The organism is Nocardia sp. NPDC050717, assembly GCF_040654275.1.
Classification (GTDB): domain Bacteria; phylum Actinomycetota; class Actinomycetes; order Mycobacteriales; family Mycobacteriaceae; genus Nocardia.
Genome location: NZ_JBFAHR010000006.1, coordinates 122467 through 138887 on the forward strand (window position 1 = coordinate 122467; position 16421 = coordinate 138887).

The following is a 16421-nucleotide window of genomic DNA, read 5'->3' on the forward strand; positions in this document are numbered from 1 at the left end:
AATCATGGCTTCGAGCAACGGCGTCGTTCTCGACGTCCGACAACTACGGATGCGGTACGCCGAGACCGACGTGCTGCACGACGTGACATTTCAGGCCGGGCGCGGAGAGGTGCTCGTGATGCTCGGGCCCAACGGCGCGGGCAAGACCACCACGATCGAGATCCTCGAGGGGTTCCGCAGGAGGTCGGCCGGTCAGGTCGAGGTGCTGGGGATCGATCCCGAACACGGTGACGAGCAGTGGCGCGCGCGCATCGGCGTGGTGCTGCAGTCCTGGCGTGATCACGCCAAATGGCGGGTGCGCGAGCTGCTCGCCCACCTGGGTGCCTACTACCGCCCCTACGCCACGGCGCGCACCCAACGGCCATGGGACACAGACCAACTCATCGAGTTGGTCGGGCTCACCGAGCTGGCCGAGGCCAAGATCGCGACCCTGTCCGGTGGACAGCGGCGCAGGCTGGATGTGGCGATCGGCATCGTCGGCAAGCCGGATCTGCTGTTCATGGACGAACCGACCGCGGGGTTCGACCCGGCGGCGCGGCGCGACTTCCACGATCTGGTGCACCGGCTCGCCGACCTGGAGGAGACCACCGTGCTGCTCACCACGCACGACCTCGACGAGGCCGAGAAGCTGGCCGACCGGATCCTGATCCTGGCCGGTGGTCGCGTCATCGCCGACGGCTCGCCCGACGAGCTGTCCCGCTCGATCGCCGGCGAGGCGCAGGTGAGCTGGACCGTCGACGGGCAGCGGTTCGTGCACACCACCACCGAATCGACCAAGTACGTGCACGAGCTGTTCAAGCAGCACGGCGAGGCGGTCGGCGACCTCGAGGTGCGGCGCGCCTCGCTCGAGGACACCTACATGACGCTGGTCCGGCGCGCCGAATCCGGCGAGGACGCCGCCCCCGTCCACACTCTCGCGGAGGTCACCCGATGAACGCGATCCGGATCGGCGTCAGCCGCGGCCTGATCGAGCTGCGGCAACAGTTCACCAACGCGACGGACCTGATCGGTCAGTTCCTCACCTCCGCCATCACCCTCGGCGTGTTGTTCCTGCTGCGCGACAAGATGTACAGCGAGAGCGGCCTGTCGGTCGCCGAGCTGGCCGTGCCGGGGCTGCTCGGCAGCATCATCGCGTTCAACGGCATGTACGCCCTGCTCAACGTGCTGGTGCAGGACCGCGAGGACGGCACGCTGCTGCGCGCGAAGGCGGTGCCGAAGGGCATGGTCGGCTATTTCGTCGGCAAGATCGTGGCCACGGCGGGCTCGGTGCTCGCGCAGGTCGTTATCGTGCTCGGGGTGGGCATGGTGATCATCGGCGGCTCCTCGCTGAGCGGAGCGGGAGCGGTGGCGACCTTCGCGTGGGTCGTCGCGCTCGGTCTGCTGGCCGTGCTGCCGTTCGGCGCGATCCTCGGCAGCTACCTCGACACCAGGTCGGCCTTCCTGCTGACGATGCCGCTGATGGGACTCATCGCCGTCTCCGGCATCTTCTATCCGATCACCGCGCTGCCCGGCTGGCTGCAGGCGGTGGGCCAGGTGTTCCCGATGTACTGGCTCGGTCTCGGCATGCGCTCGGCGTTGCTGCCCGCCGACGCGGTGGCCATCGAGCTCGGACAGTCCTGGCGTCACCTGGAAACCGTTGCGGTACTCGGTATCTGGGCCGTCGTCGGACTGCTGCTCGCACCGGTGGTGCTGCGCCGGATGGCCGAGCACGAGTCGGGCGCGACCATGGCGGCGCGAAAGGAAAAGGCGATGCAGCGTGCCTTCTGAGGTCATCTACAACCGCATCGCGATGCTGCGTGCCGAACGTGGCATCTCGCGGCGGGACCTGGCCGAGGCGCTGGGGGTGCACTATCAGACCGTCGGCTACCTCGAGCGGGGCGAATACAGCCCCAGCCTGCATCTCGCCCTGCGGATCGCGGCCTACTTCGAGGTGGCGGTGGAGGTGGTGTTCGCCATCGAGCCGTTTCCCCGGCTCGGCGCCGAGACCGCGTGAGACGAACCGCCCGGCAGCCGATGCCGGGCGGTTTCGTCCGTGGTGTCAGCGCTGCCCGTCGCGGATCAGCTCGAAGGTGGAGACCGCCCTGCCCGCGGCCTCGCTGGCGGCGATGGCCTTGCGCCAGTACGACTGGGCCAGGTGCGAGAAACCCGCGTCGACGCCGACTTCCTCGCTGGCGTCGATGATGTGCTGCGCGCCGGCGTCCATCATCTTCAGCTGGGCCAGGTCGGCCCAGCCACCGGCCGCGTTGGCCTTCGAGAACTCGGTCATGAAGAACGGGAAGGCCTCGTTCGCGCGGATCGCGAACGGGACGAAACCGGCGATGTCGTGACCGGACTTCGCGATCACCGCGCTGGCCTGGTCGAAGGCCAGCAGCCAGGGGTGGAAGATGGTCAGCAGCGCCTGGTAGTAGATCTGGGCCAGGCCGTCGTCGGCGCCGAGGTATTCCTGCGGGCTCAGCGGGCGCAGCAGCTCGGCGTGCGCGTCGAAGACCGCCTTCGGGCCGCTGTAGAAGATGTAGGACGCGGGGTGCACGATGTTGTCGCCCGCCGACATCACGCCACCGGAGAGGAACTCGGCGCCGCGCTCACGGACCCAGGCCGCGCCTGCCCGCGCCTTCTCCGGCGAATCGGAGGACAGGTTGGCGATCACCTTGCCCGCCAATGCTTCCGGCGCCTGGCCGAGGACGTCGTACATGGCGGCGTAGTGGGTCAGGCTCAGGACCGACACCTCGTTGGCGGCCAGCGCCTCGGCGACCGTCTCGGCGCGCTTGGCGCCGAGCGCCACCATGGCGTCGACCTTGGCGGTGCTGCGGTTCCACACCGTCACCTCGACGCCTGCGTCCAGGAAGGCGCGCACCATGGCCTGGCCCATCGGGCCGAGGCCGAGCACGGAGACGGAGCGGGTGGTGTTCTGCTCGGACATGGGGTTGTCCCTTCGGTTCTCGTTGCTTGCTGGTTCGGCGCCGAGATCCATGGTGGTCGCGTCGGTATCGTCGGGGAAGACCGAACGTCGACGTGCGGTTGCTTACCCAGAGGTTCGAAATACGGTCAGAAGGGCGCCCCGAAGATGAGCAGTGACGTAGATCACGATGTGTGCGGCATGAGTTTGGCCATCGACGTCGTCGGCGGCAAGTGGCGACTGCACCTGATGTGGGTGCTCGGCGACGGCCCGCAGCGGTTCGGCCAGATCCGGCGGATGCTCGACGGCGTGAGCGAGAAGGTGCTCGCCGAGAACCTGCGACACCTGGAGAGCACCGGCGTGGTGCATCGCGAGATCTATCCCGAGATCCCGCCGCGCGTCGAGTACTCGCTCACCGCGCTGGGCGAGACCCTGCGCCAGGCGCTGGTCCCGCTCGAACAGTGGGGTGACGCCCACCGCGCGGAACTGTCCGCCCCGGCCCCGGTTCCCGCGCCGCCGCGCCCGGCCACCAGCATCGCGATCTGAGCCGCTACCAGCGCTCGGCCGCGATGCGCTCGCCGACGCGCTCGAGCAGCGCCGCCGCGTGCGCGATCGACAGGCCGGGGTCGGGTTCGAGGTCGCTCAGGGCGTAGCACCCGGCGAACCCGGCGGCCCGGATCTCCCCCGGCGACAACAGCGTCCGCCCCACCGCGGCGACCACCGGCACGCCGGCCGCCTTGGCCGCCGCGGCGACACCGACCGGCGCCTTGCCGTGCATGCTCTGATGATCCAGCGAGCCCTCCCCGGTCACCACCAGCGCGGCACCGCCGACCAGGTCGGGGAATTCCAGCAGCTCCAGCAGCACGTCGATGCCGCTGCGCACCTGGGCGCCGAGCACGGCCAGCACACCGAAGCCGGTGCCGCCCGCCGCGCCCGCGCCGCCGATCTCGGCGTAGCCGGTGCCGAGCACGGCCGCCCAGTTGGTGAGCGCGGCTTCCAGCGCGAGCATCTGCTTGGGCCCTGCGCCCTTCTGCGGCGCGAACACCGCGACGGCGCCCGCGGGCCCGAGCAGCGGATTGTCCACGTCGCAGGCGAGGGTGAAGCTGGTCCGCGCGATCGCCGGATGCAGCCCGGCCCGGTCGACCGAGGCCACATCGCCGAGCAGGGTGACGACATCGCTGGTCGCGCCGTCCAATTCGACGCCGTCGTGATCGAGCAGCCGCAGCCCCAGGGCGCGCAGCAGGCCGGAACCGCCGTCGGTGGAGGCGCTGCCGCCGAGGCCGAGCACGATCTCCTCGGCCCCGTTGTCCAGCGCGTGCGCGATGACGACGCCGAGGCCGTAGGTGTTCGCGCGCAGCGGATCGAGCCTGCCGCGCAGTTTCGCCGCGCCGACGGCGGCGGCCAGCTCGACGACGGCGGTCCGCTCGTGCACGGCGTACACCGCGCGCGACGGCTCGCCGACCGGGCCGGGAGCCGCCACCTCCACCCGGCGCCAGCCCGCCGCGACGAAGGCGTCGACCATCCCGTCGCCGCCGTCGGCGACCGGCACGCAGCGCACGTCGGCGGCGGGGTCGGCGCGCCGGATCCCGGCCGCCAGGGCCGTGGCGACCTCGGGCGCGGTGAGGGAACCCTTGAACTTGTCCGGGGCGAGCACCACACGTGGTCCATCGGTCATCCCGACATTGTCCCCTTCCAGTAGTTTCGACGCATGGCGACCGAGGTCCGGAAAAATGCCGCGCTCGAGCGGTTCGAACTCACGGCCGACGGGGTGCCCGCCGGTTACATCGAGTATCAGGACACCGGGGCCGAACGCGCCCTCGTGCACACCGAGGTCTTTCCCCGATTCGAAGGGCAGGGCCTGGCCAACGTGCTGGTCAAGCATGCCCTGGACGCCAGCCGCGGCGAGGGATTCGAGGCGCTGCCGCTGTGTCCGGTGGTCCTGCACTTCATCACGACCCACCCCGATTACATCGCACTGGTGCCGCAGCGGGCCAGGGCCCTGTTCGGACTGCCTCAGTAACCGGCGACGGCGGCGTCGACGGCGAGCTGTAGTTCCTCCTTGACGAGGCGGGCGATGTCGGCGGGCCGCTGCGGCAGCTCGAGCACCGGCGCGCGGAAGTGGAAGTGCGCCGAGCGCGCCTGCTCGGCGGCCGGTTCCAGGTGCGGGCCGTAGCTCATCGCCAGCGCCACCAGCGCGGGCGGCGCGTCCAGCTTGGCCGCGCGGAAGGCGATGTGCCCGATCCCGCTGCCGACGGCCTGCACCTTCGCCGGATCGACGTCGTTGCAGGTGCCCTCGGGGAAGATCGCCAGGTGGTCACCGGCGGCCAACCGCTGCGCGCAGACATCCATCATGCGCTGACCGGCGGCGTTGACCGCCCTGATGCCGTGGTCCTTGCCACGGAAGACCGGGATCCCGCCCATCATGTCCACCTTGCGGCGCTGCTCCGGGTCGAGGAACAGCTCGTCCTTGGCCAGCACCCGCACCCGCCCGATCTTCGCGCGCAGCGGGGAGCGCCATGCCGTCGCCGCGACGGTGTAGGGATCGCTGGTGGAGAGGTGGTTGATGGCGTAGATCACCGGACGTCCGCTGCGGAGCAGGGCCTTCAACTGCTGTTTCGCGCCCTCGGCGAAGCTCACCCTCGGCCGGAAACGGCGGGCCAGCACGGCATAGGACGCGAGCGCCTTCCAGCGATTCTGCTGATGTCGCAGGTAGTAGTCGTACACGGCGTCGCTGTCTTCGAGCAGAACCTCGGGCGAGTGCATGCCGCGACCCTACCGGGCGCGCCCGCGGCCGGTCGGAGGAGAAATTTTCCGGTTCCGGGCCCTCGCCGGGGAGCGCGCGACGCCCGTCCAGTGCGATGATGGCTCGGTGGCACCACGCGGAGACGACCCGGACGAGCGCCGGACTCGCGACGGGCACGGCGATGACCGGCGGCGCGGGCAACCCGCGGTGGGCGTGCGCGCCGGCAACCTGCTGGTGTCGGCGATCGACCTGGTGGAACCGACCTTCCGGCGCACGGTGGTGTACGTCATCGAGCACAACGACGCGGGCAGCCTCGGCGTGGTCCTGAACCGGCCGAGCGAGACCCCGGTGCGCGATGTGCTCCCCGCCTGGAGCGCGCTGGCCGCCGAGCCGACCGACCTGTACATCGGCGGGCCGGTCAAACGCGACGCGGCGCTGTGCCTGGGCACGCTGCGCACCGGGGCCGACATCTCGGGCGTGCGCGGGCTGCTGCGGGTCGACGGCCGGGTGGTGCTCGTCGACCTGGACGCCGATCCGGCCGAGATCGGGCCGCTCGTGGAGGGCATCCGGATCTTCGCCGGATACGCGGGCTGGTCGATGGGTCAGCTCGACGGCGAACTCGACAACGACGACTGGGTCGTGGTCTCGGCGCTGCCGTCGGACCCGCTCGCCACCGATCAGCACGATCTGTGGGCGGCGGTGTTGCGCCGTCAGCCGCTGCCGCTGGCCCTGCTGGCCACGCATCCGATTGAACTCGAGCGCAACTGACCCCGTTACTCCTTCGAACAGGCAGGAGTGACACCCATGAATATCGACGAGCAGTGAGCACGGCCGCCGATGGACGACGGTCGCGACGAACTGATGCGCGCGCTCTACGCCGAGCACGCGCCCGCCCTGTGGCGCTTCACCCTCGGCATCACCCACGACCCGGGCCGGGCCGAGGACATCGTCCAGGAGACGCTGCTGCGGGCCTGGCAGCGGCCCGCGGTGCTGGAACAGACCGAAACCTCGCCGCGCGCATGGCTTTTCACCGTGGCGCGTAACCTCGCCGTCGACGAGCACCGCAGCGCCCGCCACCGCCGCGAGTTCGGCACCGACACGCCACCGGAGCAGGTGAGTCCCGACCAGTCCGACCGGGCGCTGGACGGCTGGCTGGTCGCCGACGCGCTCAGCACACTGAGCCCGGATCACCGCGAGGTGATCGTGCGCGCCTACTATCGCGGGCTCGGCATGCAGCAGATCGCCGACGAGCTCGGCATCCCGCCGGGCACCGTGAAATCCCGGCTGCACTACGGCATGCGCGCGATGCGCCTGGCCTTACAGGAGATGGGGGTGACCACCAGATGACCGATCTCGCCGACGAGTACAGCACCTGGGACGCCGCCTACGTGCTCGGTTCCCTCGGCGCCGCCGAGCGCCGCGAATACGAAGCCCATCTGCGCGACTGCCCGCACTGCCAGAACGCCGTCGCCGAGCTGGCCGGGCTGCCCGGCATGCTCGCGCTGGTCGACCGCGACACCGCGCTGTCGATGAGCGAATCCACCGAGCCGGCGCCACCAAGGGCTCCCGATCTGCTCCCGTCCCTCGCGGCGGCGGCCGCGAAACGCAGGCGGCGTACCCGCTGGATCGGCATCGGCAGCGCGGTGGCCGCGGTCGCGGCGACGGTGGCGATCGCCGTGCCGGTGACGATGACGGTCGCCAGGTCCGATTCCCCCACCGAACAGGTCGTCGCCCAGCAGCAGATGCGCGCTGTCGAGCAGACCCCCATCACCGCCGAGGTGAAACTGGTCCGCGACGGCGACCGCACCCGGCTGGTGATGACCTGCCGCTACGGCGGCGCCGACTACGGCTACGGCGCCGCCTACGAGTACGGCCTTGTCGTCACCGTGGCCGGTGAGCGAATGCCGTTGGACCGGTGGCCCGCCGGGCCCGGCACCGAACTCACGGTCGACCGCACGATCGACGCCGCGCCGGAATCGATCGACGCCGTGGAGATCACGTCGGTGGATTCCGGGCGCACCGTCCTGGTCGCCCAGGTCTGAACGCCGACGATCCGGTCACCCCGCGCGGGGTGACCGGATCGCTGTGTCGCGTGATCAGTCCGCTTGCTTGCGGAAGATCGACTTGGACCACAGGTAACCGCCGCCCGCGATCACCACGCACCAGCCCAGCGAGACCCAGCCGTTGACGCCGATCTCGGTGCCCATCAGCAGGCCGCGCAGGGTCTCGGTGATGGGGGTGAACGGCTGGTATTCGGCGAACTGGCGCAGGCCGATCGGCATGGTGTCGGTGGCCACCAGACCGCTGCCGAGGAACGGCATCATCACGATCGGAAACGGTGCGTTGCTGGCGCTTTCGGGGTTGGGCGAGAGCAGGCCGAGCGCGATGGCCAGCCAGGCGAAGGCGAAGGTCACCAGCATGAGCAGGCCGAGCGCGGCCACCCATTCGAGCGGGTTCGCGTTCGGCCGGAAGCCGATCAGCAGCGCGACACCGGTCATCACGGCCATGCCGCCGAACGCCTGGATGAGCGTGCCGATGACGTGCCCCGTGAGCATCGAGGACTGCGAGATCGCCATCACCCGAAAGCGATTCACGATGCCCTTGCTCTTGTCGGTGGCGATGGAGACCGCCACCGAGACCGTCATGTACGCGGGCAGCAACAGCAGCATGCCCGGCGCCAGGTAGTCGATGTACTCACCACCGGAGGACTTCTCCAGTGCCCCACCGAAAACGAAGTTGAACACCAGCAGCAGCACGGTCGGCATGATGAGGATGCCGAACACCATGCTCGGATAGCGCTTGGCGTGGATGATGTTGCGCCGCAACATCGTCATGGTGTCAGCCATTGCGTGGCCGGAAACGGTCTGTGTACTCATGCCAGGGACTCCTGCTCGGTGGTGGCGCGGCCGGTGAGGGTGAGGAAGACGTCGTCGAGATTCGGGGTGTGCACGGAGATGCCGCCCGCTTCGATGTTCTCGGCATCGAGCAGGTCGAGCACCGCGCGCAGCGAGCGCACGCCGCCGTCGCTCGGCACGGCGAGGGTGAGCCCGTCGCCGCCGTCGAGCACGCGCGCGGCCGAGCCGAACGCGTACTGGGCGGCGGCCATGGCCTGCTGATCGGCGAAGTCGATGCGGATGTGCCCGCCGGGGATCAGGCGCTTGAGTTCGGCCGCGGTGCCCTCGGCGACGATGCTGCCGTGGTCGAGCACGGCGATGCGGTCGGCCAGCTGGTCGGCTTCCTCGAGGTACTGGGTGGTGAGGAAGACCGTGACGCCGCGATCGTCGACCAGGGTGCGGATGATGTCCCAGATGGCGCGGCGGCTGCGCGGATCGAGGCCGGTGGTCGGCTCGTCGAGGAAGATCACCCGCGGGTCGCCGACCAGCGTCATGGCCAGGTCGAGCCGCCGGGTCATGCCGCCGGAGTAGGTGCTCGCCGGCTTGTCGGCCGCCTCGATCAGGTCGAACCGGTCGAGCAGTTCGGCGGCGAGGCGACTGGTCTCGCGGCGGGGCAGATGATTGAGATCGCCCATCAGGTGCAGGTTCTCGCGGCCGGTCAGCAGTTCGTCGACCGCGGCGAACTGCCCGGTGACGCCGATGAGCTCGCGCACCCCGTCCCGGCCGGTCACCACGTCGTGGCCACCGACGGTGATCTCCCCGCCGTCGGCGCCGATCAGCGTGGTGAGGATCTGCACGGTGGTGGTCTTGCCCGCGCCGTTGGGGCCGAGCAGGGAGAAGATCGTGCCCTCGGCGACGGTGAGGTCGATGCCGTCGAGGACCGTGTGCTCGCCGTAGGCCTTGCGCAGGCCGCGTGCGGTGATGGCCGAGTTGACCATGGTCGTCCCTTTCCAGAGAATTGCATTCATTACTGCGAATAAGTGCATGAGTTATCCACACGACCCCTTCGGGGTCGCGGTACTCGGTTGTCGGTGTGCGGTTGTCGCGGACGGAGCTAGATGTCGAGCTCCTCGATCTGCGGATGCGAGTAGATGTCCTCGACCTTGCGGTAGAGCTTGTCGGGGACGCGCCCCTTCAGCGCCGCGACGTCGTCGAGGATCTCGTACTCGTAGTCGCCCCAGTCCCAGGGCCGGTCGCCGATGCCGAACATCCGGCGCCAGTACTTCCAGTCCTTCATGTCACCGGCGGCCTCGCCGGTCGGGTAGTCCTTCCACAGTGCCGTGTGCGTGTGCAGCACGAGCTTGCCCTTGCGGCTGCGGTACACCTTCTGGTCGAGCACGCGCTCGTCGCCGACATCGCGCCACTCGCCCAGCAGCGAACCCTGGAAGCGCACCTGCCGCACGCCGTCGCGGCCCACCTGCAGGACGATCTCGTCGAACCCCGCCTGGCGACCTTCCTCCAGGTCGATGAAGCGACGCAGCGCGGTGACGACCGCGCCGGACAGATTCCCGCCGACGAGTTCCTGTGCGCGCTGGAACAGCGTCAGGTCGTCGTCGGAAACATAGATCGTCTTGTTGGGCATGAACTCACTATACGTAGATGTATACGTACAAGCAAGAGGGGATCTTCCGAACCGGTGAACCGTCCTCGGCGCGTCCCCGTATCCCTCGTGTACGGACGATCCGGTCCGTCGGTGTCCGCTGGACCCGGCGGGCGCGTCAGGAGGAGGGCCGATGCCGGGCCGAGTGGTCGACTATCTCGTGGACATGATCGCCGATCTGGGGATCACCCATCTCTTCGGGGTCGACGGCGCCAACATCGAAGACGTCTACGACGCGATCTTCGACGCGAACGGGCCGGTGGGCATCGTCGCCAAGCACGAGTTCTCCGCGGCGACCATGGCCGACGGATACGCACGCAGCACCGGCGGGCTCGGCGTCGTAGTCGCCACGTCCGGCGGCGGTGCGATGAACCTGGTCGCCGGGCTCGCCGAGTCGTACACCTCGCGGGTGCCCGTGCTCGCCCTCATCGGGCAGCCGCCGACCGGCCTCGAAGGCCACGGCGCCTTCCAGGATTCGAGCGGACTGGCCGAATCCATCGACGCGACAGCGCTGTTCGCGACGGTCAGCCGGTACTGCGCGCGCGTCGAGGATCCCGCCGAGCTGCCCGAGCAGTTCGCGGCGGCGGTGGCCGCGGCTAAAGACGGTGGCCCCGCGGTCCTGCTGATCCCGAAAGATGTTCAGCAACAAGCGATGCCGATCCATGTCCCGCACCGCGAGAACGCCGCGGAACCATCGGCCGCACACAGCGGGCCTCGGCACCGCGCGACCGCCGAACTCGCCGACGAGCTCACCGCCGCCCGGCGCACCGGCAAGATCGTGATCATCGCCGGTGACCAGGTCGCCCGCGATGACGCCCGGGCCGAGCTGGCCCACCTCGTCGCCGCGCTCGACGCCTCGATCGGGCTCGCGCCGGACGCGAAGGACGTGTACCCGAACACCGGGCCCGGCTACCGCGGTGTGGCGGGCAGCATGGGCCATGCCGAACTGCTCGAGGCGCTGCGCTCGGCCAGCGCCTGCCTGCTGGTCGGCACCCGCCTGCCGGTCACCGCCCGCGCCGGACTCGACGCGCTCCTCACCGAACTGCCGGTGCTCAGCGTCGGAGTGCTGCCGCCCCATCCGGCGGCCAACCACCTCCACGCCCCCGACCTCGCCGCGACCATCGCCGACCTGCTCACGCGGATCGACACCGCCCCGGCCCGCGGCGAGGCGGCGGCCCAGCTCACGCCGATGCCGGTGCCGCCGGCCGACGGCCCCGGGCTGCGGTATCGCGCGGTCGTCGAGGCGATCCAGCGCGAACTCCCCAGCGGCGCGGATATTTTCGCCGACGCGGGTAACACCGGCGCGGCCGTGGTGCATTACCTACGGGTGCCCGAGGGTGGACGATTCGTCGTCGCCCTCGGGATGGGTGGCATGGGATACGCCTTCGGCGCGGGCATCGGGTCCGCGTTCGCCCGCAGGCACGCCGCCGACGGTCCGCATCGCACGATCGTGATCGCCGGCGACGGCTCGTTCTACATGCACGGAATGGAGCTGCACACCGCGGTCGAACACGACCTGCCCGTCACCTTCGTGGTGTTCAACAACAACGCACACGCCATGTGCGTCACCAGAGAACAGCTCTACTACCGAGATCGATACAGCTTCAACAGGTTCCGCACCGCACGGCTCGGTCCCGGCATCGCCGCCATGTTCCCCGGGCTGCCCGCGCGCACCGTCGCCGAACCCGGCGAGCTCGCCGGCGCCCTGCGCGACAGCGTCGCGGCCACCGGCCCGTCGTTTCTCGAAATCCTGTGCGACCCCGACGAGATCCCGCCGTTCCAGCCCTTTCTGTCGACCATCGACGCCTCGAGGAGTACACCGTGACCATCAGCGCCCTACCCGCCCTCAGCGACATCCCCGACGAGGTGATCCCCGGCGTCCTGCGGATCGAGAATTCCGACAGGGAAGCCACCACGCCGATCATCATGGACATGCTGCGGTCGGTGTACCCGCACGATCAGATCTACGGCGACTACTGCCCGGTGCAGACCTACATCGCCGCGCCACCGCGCGAGGTCTTCGAATACCTCGCCGACACCCGCTCGCTCGAGGAATGGACCTACAGCCTGCGCGGCTTCACCGAGACCGACGAGCCGGGACTGTGGCTGTCCTACGACCGGCTCGGCGATACGACCAAGTGCTACACCAGAACCGTCGCCAACGCCGACGCCATGACCGTCGACTATCACTGCGCCTGGGACCAGTCCGAGCACCTGTGGATGATCTATCTGATGCGGGTGGTCGACGCGAAGCTGGTGTTCGACAAGCCGGGCTCGGTGGTGCTGTGGGTGAACTGCAAGCACCCCTTCTACGACGAGAACGGCTATCCGGAGACCGCGCCGCCGAAGCGGCCGGTGTGGGTGGGCGACTTCTGGGAGATGTTCTCCGCCGGGCACCAGCTCGAGCTGGACAACCTCAAGGCCATCTGTGAATACCGCGCGGCGAACGGGCTGCCGATCAAGCCGGAGTGGATGCGATGAACATGCCGACCGTGAGCCTGGTCGATGTCGCGAGCTACCTGCCCGGCGACCCCGTCCCGACCGAGTACTTCACCCAGTTCTCCCGCTCCGACCGGATGGCCAAGAACGTGATGTTCCGGTCCCCCACCGGCCGTCATCACATCTCCCGGGACGAAACGGCCGTCGACATGGCCGAACGGGCCTTCGCGCCGCTGCGGGACCGACACGGCGACGGCCTCGCCGGCGAGCTCGACATCATCATCACCCACACCCAGCTGCCCGACAATCCGGTGCTCGGCGCCGGTCCGGAGCTGGCGCGCCGGCTCGGCGCGAAGCCGGCGCACGTGTTCGACGTACACAACGGCGGCTGCGCGGCCTTCGTGCACATGATGTCGCTGGCGCGGATGATCATGGCCACCAGCGACGCCCGCACGGCGCTGATCGTCGCCACCCAGAACTGCGCTGGCCCGGTGTTCACCCAGCCCGAGATCCGCAAGCTCGCGCAGGCGCCGGTGCCCGGCGACGGTTGCGGCATCGGCCTGCTGCGCAGGGACGACTCGGCGCCGATCCTCGACATCGAATGTCGCACCTACCCGGAATTCGCCGGTGACATGGACTTCTCCACCAACGGTCCGCGCAAGTACTGGGAGCCGGGCGAGGGCCAGGGCTGTGTGAGCTTCACCGAATCGAAGATCACCAAGGTGTTCGCGCGCGGCAATCGCCTCGTGCCCGAGGTGGCGCTGGCGGTGTGCGACCACATCGGGGTGAAGGGGCGCGATATCGACACCTTTGTCACCAACCAGCCCAACCGGCTGTTCCTGCGCAACTGGCACGATGCGCTCGAACTGCCCGCCGAACGTCATCCCGACACCTTCGATCGGTGCGGAAACCTGTTCGCCGCGGGCATTCCCGTCACCCTCGACGTGGAGAACCGGGCCGGGCGGCTGCGCAACGGGTCGGTGGTGTTGCTGTCGGCCTTCGCGCACGCGGGCGATTTCGCCGGCGCCGCGGCCGTGCGCTGGGGCGCGGCGCGATGACCGTGCGGCTGGCGGAACCGTCGATCCCCTCCCGGCGGTTCCACGGCACGGCCACCCTGTTCGACCTGTCGCTCAGCGAGAACCCTTTTCCGCCACTGCCTTCCGTGGTCGCGGCGGTGCGGGACACGCTCGCTTCGGCGAACAGATATCCGGAGTTCCTGCCGGAGCGGCTGCCACGGCTCATCGCCGAGCGGCTCGGCGTGCCCGCCGACGAAGTGGTGGTGGGCGCCGGGGCCACCGGCGTCGCCATGCAGATCCTGCGGGCGCTCGGTGGCGGTGAGATCGTGAGCAGCACACCGACGTTCGACGGGTATCCGATCATGGCGGAGATGGCGGGAATGCCACTGGTGTCGGTGCCGCTCGACCCCGCGGGGCAGCAGGACCTGGCCGCCCTCCGCCGCGCGGTGCACCGGCGGACCGCGCTGGTCGTGCTGTGCCGTCCGCACAACCCGACCGGAACGGTGCTCGACGCGGCGGCGGTGCGCGGCTTCCTCGCCGCGATTCCGCGCCGGGTGCCGGTGCTGCTCGACGAGGCCTACGCCGAGTTCCTCGACCCGGCCGATCGCCTCGATGTCGACGGACTGCTGCGTCGGCACGCGAACCTGCTTGTCCTACGAACCTTTTCGAAGGCGTACGGATTGGCGGGATTGCGTATCGGGTATTGCGTGGGACGCGGTGAGCTGATCGCCAGGGTGCGCGGACAGCAGTTGCCCTTCGGAACACCCGCTGCGGCGGCCGCGGCCGTCCGGGCCTGCTACGCGGCCGACGACGAACTCCGCGCCAGGGTGCGCCATATCCGGCGGGAGCGTGAAGCACTGCGTATCTCCCTGTGCGCCTCGGGGATCAATGTCCCACTCAGCCGAGCCAACTTCCTCTACCTGCCCGGTCCGGGAGTGGCCACCGCCCTGCGGCGGGCGGGAATCAAGGCCAAGGCCTACGCGGACGGCAGTGCCCGCATCACCGTCGGTGACCCGACCGCCGGGCTCGCCGTGCACGCGGCACTCGCCGGTCTACGCGGCTGAGGGTGCTCCCGACGGCCGCGCGGGCAAGCACCGTCCCGCAAGCAAGCGAGCATCGGCCGCGGGCAAAGCGTTTGTCGTCAGGGCGGCTCACCGGCGCTGGTCGACGTGGACGTCGAGTGCGTTGTTCCGCTGGCCAGGGCTCGGCTCGAGCACGCCGAGCGAGGTAGGCGTTCGCTGGCGCCGGCGCCCTGGACCGCCCAGGGTTCGGGTCGGCGCGCGCACGCCGTGGTTCGATGGCGGAATGACCCGGTGGCGAACCACGTTCCAGCCGAACCCGGCGCCCGCGGTCGGCACCGCCAGCCGGACGCTCCTGCGCGTGCGGCTGGGCGGGCGCGAGATCGTGGTGCGGCGGACGCGCATCGCGCCCGGCGGCAGCAGCGGGTGGCACTATCACGACGGCACGCTGTTCGTGCTGGTCACCCGGGGTGTCCTCGACCATCCGTACGTGCGACGTGGCCCCGCGGAGTATCCGCGAGGCCACGTCTTCCGTGAGCCGAGTGGACCGGCGAACGCGCACGTCGCCCGCAATCTCGGCCGCGGCGAAGTGCGCATCCTGGTCCTCTACCTCAACCCGGCGGGCAGCCCCCTGTCCCACCAGGTCACCCCACCCTGATCAGCAGCTGCTGCTACCCCCGCCACAGCTGCTCGAACTCCCGCCGCCACAGCTGCTGCTACTCGAGCTGCCGCTGTCGCAGCTGCTGGACGAACCGCTGTCGCCGCCGAACCAGCCACCACCGCTCGAGCCGCCGCCGTACCCGCTGCTGAAGCCGCTGTCGGCGTAGGACCAGCTGCTCGAACTCGACCCGCGGCGGTGCCGCATCTGCGCCCTGGCCCGCTGCACCTCGGCCGCCCGATACGCCCGCCGGGTCCGGGCCGCCGGGGTATCGGTGGCCCGGACGATCGCGACGATGATCATCACCGGGACCAGGGTCACGATCACCACCCCGACACCCGCGATGAAGAAGGCGACGATCGTGCCGATCACTTCGGCGATATCCATGAAACCTCCCCAGCCGGTTCAACTCTCACGGCCGAAGGTATTCCCGCGCCCTTAACAACCCCTTTCGACCGGCTGGCGCCCGGTCGACCGCCTGCATCAGCCGGGCTGCCGGGTCGTGGCGGGCGCGGACGAACGCCAGGGCAGGCGGTTCGCGCGCGAGAGATCGCGGAAGGCATCGGCCGTCACCAGCGCCGCGATCACGAACAGGGGTATGGCCGCCATGGCCGATTTGCCGATCACCGTCGCGCCGATGACGGCCAGGAGCACCGCCGCCGCGAAGGCCATGATCAGATCGCCGGATCCACTGAACAGTTTCATGCCACGCCCCTGTTCGAGTCCTACCTCAGGCGGTCAGCATCCGCCGCCGCCTCCGCCGCCACCACCACAGCCGCCGCCACCCCCGCCGCTGCTGCCACCGCCGCAGCCGCTGGAGCCGCCACCACCGTCACCGCTGGAACCACCGCCGTCACCGAAACCCCAGCCGAAGACCGAGCCCGAGGCCCCGGCACTCCAGCCGCCGCCCCCACCCCGCCTACCGGGACGACCGGGGTGCGAGTTCCGGGAGAGCAGGGCGAAGCCCGTGGCGTAGAGCCCGATGGCGACGCAGAACAGTACGAAACCCAGTATGGGCGCGAACGCGAACGAGATCACCCCGATCACCGTGACGAGCAGTCCCAACCCGATAGCCCACATGTTTCCCCCTCGGTCGATTCGTCCGGATGCGACCCGCCCACCACCGTCGAGACAGGGTGGATCCCCCCACCTGGCT

At 69.8% G+C, this 16421-nt stretch carries 22 protein-coding genes; 13 read left to right on the plus strand and 9 right to left on the minus strand.

The window, feature by feature from the left end; genetic code table 11:
* Positions 1–4: 4 nt before the first annotated feature.
* Genes AB0H56_RS14770 through AB0H56_RS14780 form a run of 3 tightly spaced genes read left to right on the plus strand, consistent with a single transcriptional unit; the run spans position 5 to position 1993 of the window.
* Positions 5–934, plus strand: coding sequence for an ABC transporter ATP-binding protein (locus AB0H56_RS14770; protein ID WP_357162403.1), 930 nt, complete (start codon positions 5–7; stop codon positions 932–934).
* Entirely contained in the window at positions 931–1767 is an 837-nt protein-coding gene (locus AB0H56_RS14775) for an ABC transporter permease (RefSeq protein WP_357162406.1), read from the plus strand. Before AB0H56_RS14770 ends, AB0H56_RS14775 begins: the two co-directional genes overlap by 4 nt.
* Positions 1757–1993 (plus strand): helix-turn-helix transcriptional regulator, encoded by a 237-nt coding sequence (locus tag AB0H56_RS14780; protein WP_357162409.1) that lies wholly within the window; start codon positions 1757–1759, stop codon positions 1991–1993. Before AB0H56_RS14775 ends, AB0H56_RS14780 begins: the two co-directional genes overlap by 11 nt.
* 45 nt (positions 1994–2038) lie before the next feature.
* On the opposite strand, the gene AB0H56_RS14785 is transcribed toward AB0H56_RS14780, so the two are convergent.
* Positions 2039–2920, minus strand: a complete 882-nt coding sequence (locus tag AB0H56_RS14785) for an NAD(P)-binding domain-containing protein (protein WP_357162412.1) — start codon at positions 2918–2920, stop codon at positions 2039–2041.
* Positions 2921–3064: 144 nt separating this feature from the next.
* Between AB0H56_RS14785 and AB0H56_RS14790 the strand changes: the two genes are divergently transcribed.
* On the plus strand, positions 3065–3442 hold the full coding sequence (locus AB0H56_RS14790) for a helix-turn-helix domain-containing protein (RefSeq protein WP_357162415.1): 378 nt from the start codon (positions 3065–3067) through the stop codon (positions 3440–3442).
* Between the two features lie 4 nt (positions 3443–3446).
* Here AB0H56_RS14790 and AB0H56_RS14795 read toward each other — a convergent pair whose 3' ends face one another.
* The gene (locus AB0H56_RS14795) at positions 3447–4571 is read right to left on the minus strand and encodes a glycerate kinase (RefSeq protein ID WP_357162418.1); all 1125 of its coding nucleotides are present in this window, start codon (positions 4569–4571) and stop codon (positions 3447–3449) included.
* Between the two features lie 33 nt (positions 4572–4604).
* Between AB0H56_RS14795 and AB0H56_RS14800 the strand changes: the two genes are divergently transcribed.
* The gene (locus tag AB0H56_RS14800) at positions 4605–4916 is read left to right on the plus strand and encodes a GNAT family N-acetyltransferase (protein WP_357162421.1); all 312 of its coding nucleotides are present in this window, start codon (positions 4605–4607) and stop codon (positions 4914–4916) included.
* Here AB0H56_RS14800 and AB0H56_RS14805 read toward each other — a convergent pair.
* Complete coding sequence (locus AB0H56_RS14805) at positions 4910–5659, minus strand: 1-acyl-sn-glycerol-3-phosphate acyltransferase (protein ID WP_357162424.1); 750 nt, start codon at positions 5657–5659, stop codon at positions 4910–4912. The two genes, AB0H56_RS14800 and AB0H56_RS14805, sit on opposite strands and share 7 nt — an antisense overlap.
* Before the next feature lie 106 nt (positions 5660–5765).
* On the opposite strand from AB0H56_RS14805, the gene AB0H56_RS14810 reads away from it, so the two are divergent.
* The 3 genes from AB0H56_RS14810 (at position 5766) to AB0H56_RS14820 (ending at position 7681) form a co-directional block, all read left to right on the plus strand.
* Positions 5766–6407, plus strand: coding sequence for a YqgE/AlgH family protein (locus tag AB0H56_RS14810; protein WP_357162426.1), 642 nt, complete (start codon positions 5766–5768; stop codon positions 6405–6407).
* A 69-nt stretch (positions 6408–6476) separates the two neighbouring features.
* A complete protein-coding gene (locus tag AB0H56_RS14815; protein ID WP_357162429.1) occupies positions 6477–6986 on the plus strand; it encodes a sigma-70 family RNA polymerase sigma factor in 510 nt (169 codons plus the stop codon).
* Positions 6983–7681 carry a zf-HC2 domain-containing protein gene (locus AB0H56_RS14820; protein ID WP_357162432.1) on the plus strand — a complete coding sequence of 233 codons (699 nt, stop codon included), beginning with the start codon at positions 6983–6985 and terminating at the stop codon, positions 7679–7681. Before AB0H56_RS14815 ends, AB0H56_RS14820 begins: the two co-directional genes overlap by 4 nt.
* A 54-nt stretch (positions 7682–7735) precedes the next feature.
* Here the strand turns inward: AB0H56_RS14820 and AB0H56_RS14825 are convergent, their stop codons facing one another.
* The 3 genes from AB0H56_RS14825 to AB0H56_RS14835 form a co-directional block, all read right to left on the minus strand.
* A complete protein-coding gene (locus AB0H56_RS14825) occupies positions 7736–8515 on the minus strand; it encodes an ABC transporter permease (protein ID WP_357162434.1) in 780 nt (259 codons plus the stop codon).
* The gene (locus AB0H56_RS14830; RefSeq protein WP_357162437.1) at positions 8512–9471 is read right to left on the minus strand and encodes an ATP-binding cassette domain-containing protein; all 960 of its coding nucleotides are present in this window, start codon (positions 9469–9471) and stop codon (positions 8512–8514) included. The genes AB0H56_RS14825 and AB0H56_RS14830 overlap by 4 nt, the downstream gene beginning before the upstream one ends.
* 116 nt (positions 9472–9587) lie before the next feature.
* Positions 9588–10115, minus strand: coding sequence for an EXLDI protein (locus AB0H56_RS14835; RefSeq protein ID WP_357162440.1), 528 nt, complete (start codon positions 10113–10115; stop codon positions 9588–9590).
* 151 nt (positions 10116–10266) lie between these two features.
* Here AB0H56_RS14835 and AB0H56_RS14840 point away from each other — a divergent pair, with 151 nt between their 5' ends.
* The 5 genes from AB0H56_RS14840 (at position 10267) to AB0H56_RS14860 (ending at position 15265) form a co-directional block, all read left to right on the plus strand.
* A complete protein-coding gene (locus AB0H56_RS14840) occupies positions 10267–11958 on the plus strand; it encodes a thiamine pyrophosphate-binding protein (protein ID WP_357162443.1) in 1692 nt (563 codons plus the stop codon).
* Positions 11955–12614, plus strand: a complete 660-nt coding sequence (locus AB0H56_RS14845; RefSeq protein ID WP_357162446.1) for an SRPBCC family protein — start codon at positions 11955–11957, stop codon at positions 12612–12614. Before AB0H56_RS14840 ends, AB0H56_RS14845 begins: the two co-directional genes overlap by 4 nt.
* A gap of 2 nt (positions 12615–12616) precedes the next feature.
* Positions 12617–13630, plus strand: coding sequence for a 3-oxoacyl-[acyl-carrier-protein] synthase III C-terminal domain-containing protein (locus AB0H56_RS14850; protein WP_357162904.1), 1014 nt, complete (start codon positions 12617–12619; stop codon positions 13628–13630).
* Complete coding sequence (locus AB0H56_RS14855) at positions 13627–14652, plus strand: aminotransferase class I/II-fold pyridoxal phosphate-dependent enzyme (protein WP_357162449.1); 1026 nt, start codon at positions 13627–13629, stop codon at positions 14650–14652. Before AB0H56_RS14850 ends, AB0H56_RS14855 begins: the two co-directional genes overlap by 4 nt.
* Before the next feature lie 241 nt (positions 14653–14893).
* Positions 14894–15265 carry a cupin domain-containing protein gene (locus AB0H56_RS14860; protein WP_357162452.1) on the plus strand — a complete coding sequence of 124 codons (372 nt, stop codon included), beginning with the start codon at positions 14894–14896 and terminating at the stop codon, positions 15263–15265.
* On the opposite strand, the gene AB0H56_RS14865 is transcribed toward AB0H56_RS14860, so the two are convergent.
* The 3 genes from AB0H56_RS14865 to AB0H56_RS14875 all read right to left on the minus strand — a co-directional run bounded on the left by AB0H56_RS14865 (position 15266) and on the right by AB0H56_RS14875 (position 16345).
* A complete protein-coding gene (locus AB0H56_RS14865; RefSeq protein ID WP_357162455.1) occupies positions 15266–15652 on the minus strand; it encodes a hypothetical protein in 387 nt (128 codons plus the stop codon).
* A 96-nt stretch (positions 15653–15748) separates the two neighbouring features.
* Positions 15749–15970 carry a hypothetical protein gene (locus AB0H56_RS14870; protein WP_357162458.1) on the minus strand — a complete coding sequence of 74 codons (222 nt, stop codon included), beginning with the start codon at positions 15968–15970 and terminating at the stop codon, positions 15749–15751.
* 33 nt (positions 15971–16003) lie between these two features.
* Complete coding sequence (locus AB0H56_RS14875; RefSeq protein ID WP_357162461.1) at positions 16004–16345, minus strand: hypothetical protein; 342 nt, start codon at positions 16343–16345, stop codon at positions 16004–16006.
* Positions 16346–16421 lie beyond the last annotated feature (76 nt).

What these genes read in the sequence shown, in the direction of transcription:
- AB0H56_RS14770 (WP_357162403.1), top strand. Translation starts at nt 5, where the DNA reads ATGGCTTCGAGCAACGGCGTCGTTCTCGACGTCCGACAACTACGGATG.
- AB0H56_RS14775 (WP_357162406.1), top strand. Translation starts at nt 931, where the DNA reads ATGAACGCGATCCGGATCGGCGTCAGCCGCGGCCTGATCGAGCTGCGG.
- AB0H56_RS14785 (WP_357162412.1), bottom strand. Translation starts at nt 2,920, where the DNA reads ATGTCCGAGCAGAACACCACCCGCTCCGTCTCCGTGCTCGGCCTCGGC.
- AB0H56_RS14790 (WP_357162415.1), top strand. Translation starts at nt 3,065, where the DNA reads ATGAGCAGTGACGTAGATCACGATGTGTGCGGCATGAGTTTGGCCATC.
- AB0H56_RS14795 (WP_357162418.1), bottom strand. Translation starts at nt 4,571, where the DNA reads ATGACCGATGGACCACGTGTGGTGCTCGCCCCGGACAAGTTCAAGGGT.
- AB0H56_RS14800 (WP_357162421.1), top strand. Translation starts at nt 4,605, where the DNA reads ATGGCGACCGAGGTCCGGAAAAATGCCGCGCTCGAGCGGTTCGAACTC.
- AB0H56_RS14805 (WP_357162424.1), bottom strand. Translation starts at nt 5,659, where the DNA reads ATGCACTCGCCCGAGGTTCTGCTCGAAGACAGCGACGCCGTGTACGAC.
- AB0H56_RS14815 (WP_357162429.1), top strand. Translation starts at nt 6,477, where the DNA reads ATGGACGACGGTCGCGACGAACTGATGCGCGCGCTCTACGCCGAGCAC.
- AB0H56_RS14820 (WP_357162432.1), top strand. Translation starts at nt 6,983, where the DNA reads ATGACCGATCTCGCCGACGAGTACAGCACCTGGGACGCCGCCTACGTG.
- AB0H56_RS14825 (WP_357162434.1), bottom strand. Translation starts at nt 8,515, where the DNA reads ATGAGTACACAGACCGTTTCCGGCCACGCAATGGCTGACACCATGACG.
- AB0H56_RS14830 (WP_357162437.1), bottom strand. Translation starts at nt 9,471, where the DNA reads ATGGTCAACTCGGCCATCACCGCACGCGGCCTGCGCAAGGCCTACGGC.
- AB0H56_RS14835 (WP_357162440.1), bottom strand. Translation starts at nt 10,115, where the DNA reads ATGCCCAACAAGACGATCTATGTTTCCGACGACGACCTGACGCTGTTC.
- AB0H56_RS14840 (WP_357162443.1), top strand. Translation starts at nt 10,267, where the DNA reads ATGCCGGGCCGAGTGGTCGACTATCTCGTGGACATGATCGCCGATCTG.
- AB0H56_RS14850 (WP_357162904.1), top strand. Translation starts at nt 12,617, where the DNA reads ATGCCGACCGTGAGCCTGGTCGATGTCGCGAGCTACCTGCCCGGCGAC.
- AB0H56_RS14855 (WP_357162449.1), top strand. Translation starts at nt 13,627, where the DNA reads ATGACCGTGCGGCTGGCGGAACCGTCGATCCCCTCCCGGCGGTTCCAC.
- AB0H56_RS14860 (WP_357162452.1), top strand. Translation starts at nt 14,894, where the DNA reads ATGACCCGGTGGCGAACCACGTTCCAGCCGAACCCGGCGCCCGCGGTC.
- AB0H56_RS14865 (WP_357162455.1), bottom strand. Translation starts at nt 15,652, where the DNA reads ATGGATATCGCCGAAGTGATCGGCACGATCGTCGCCTTCTTCATCGCG.
- AB0H56_RS14870 (WP_357162458.1), bottom strand. Translation starts at nt 15,970, where the DNA reads ATGAAACTGTTCAGTGGATCCGGCGATCTGATCATGGCCTTCGCGGCG.
- AB0H56_RS14875 (WP_357162461.1), bottom strand. Translation starts at nt 16,345, where the DNA reads ATGTGGGCTATCGGGTTGGGACTGCTCGTCACGGTGATCGGGGTGATC.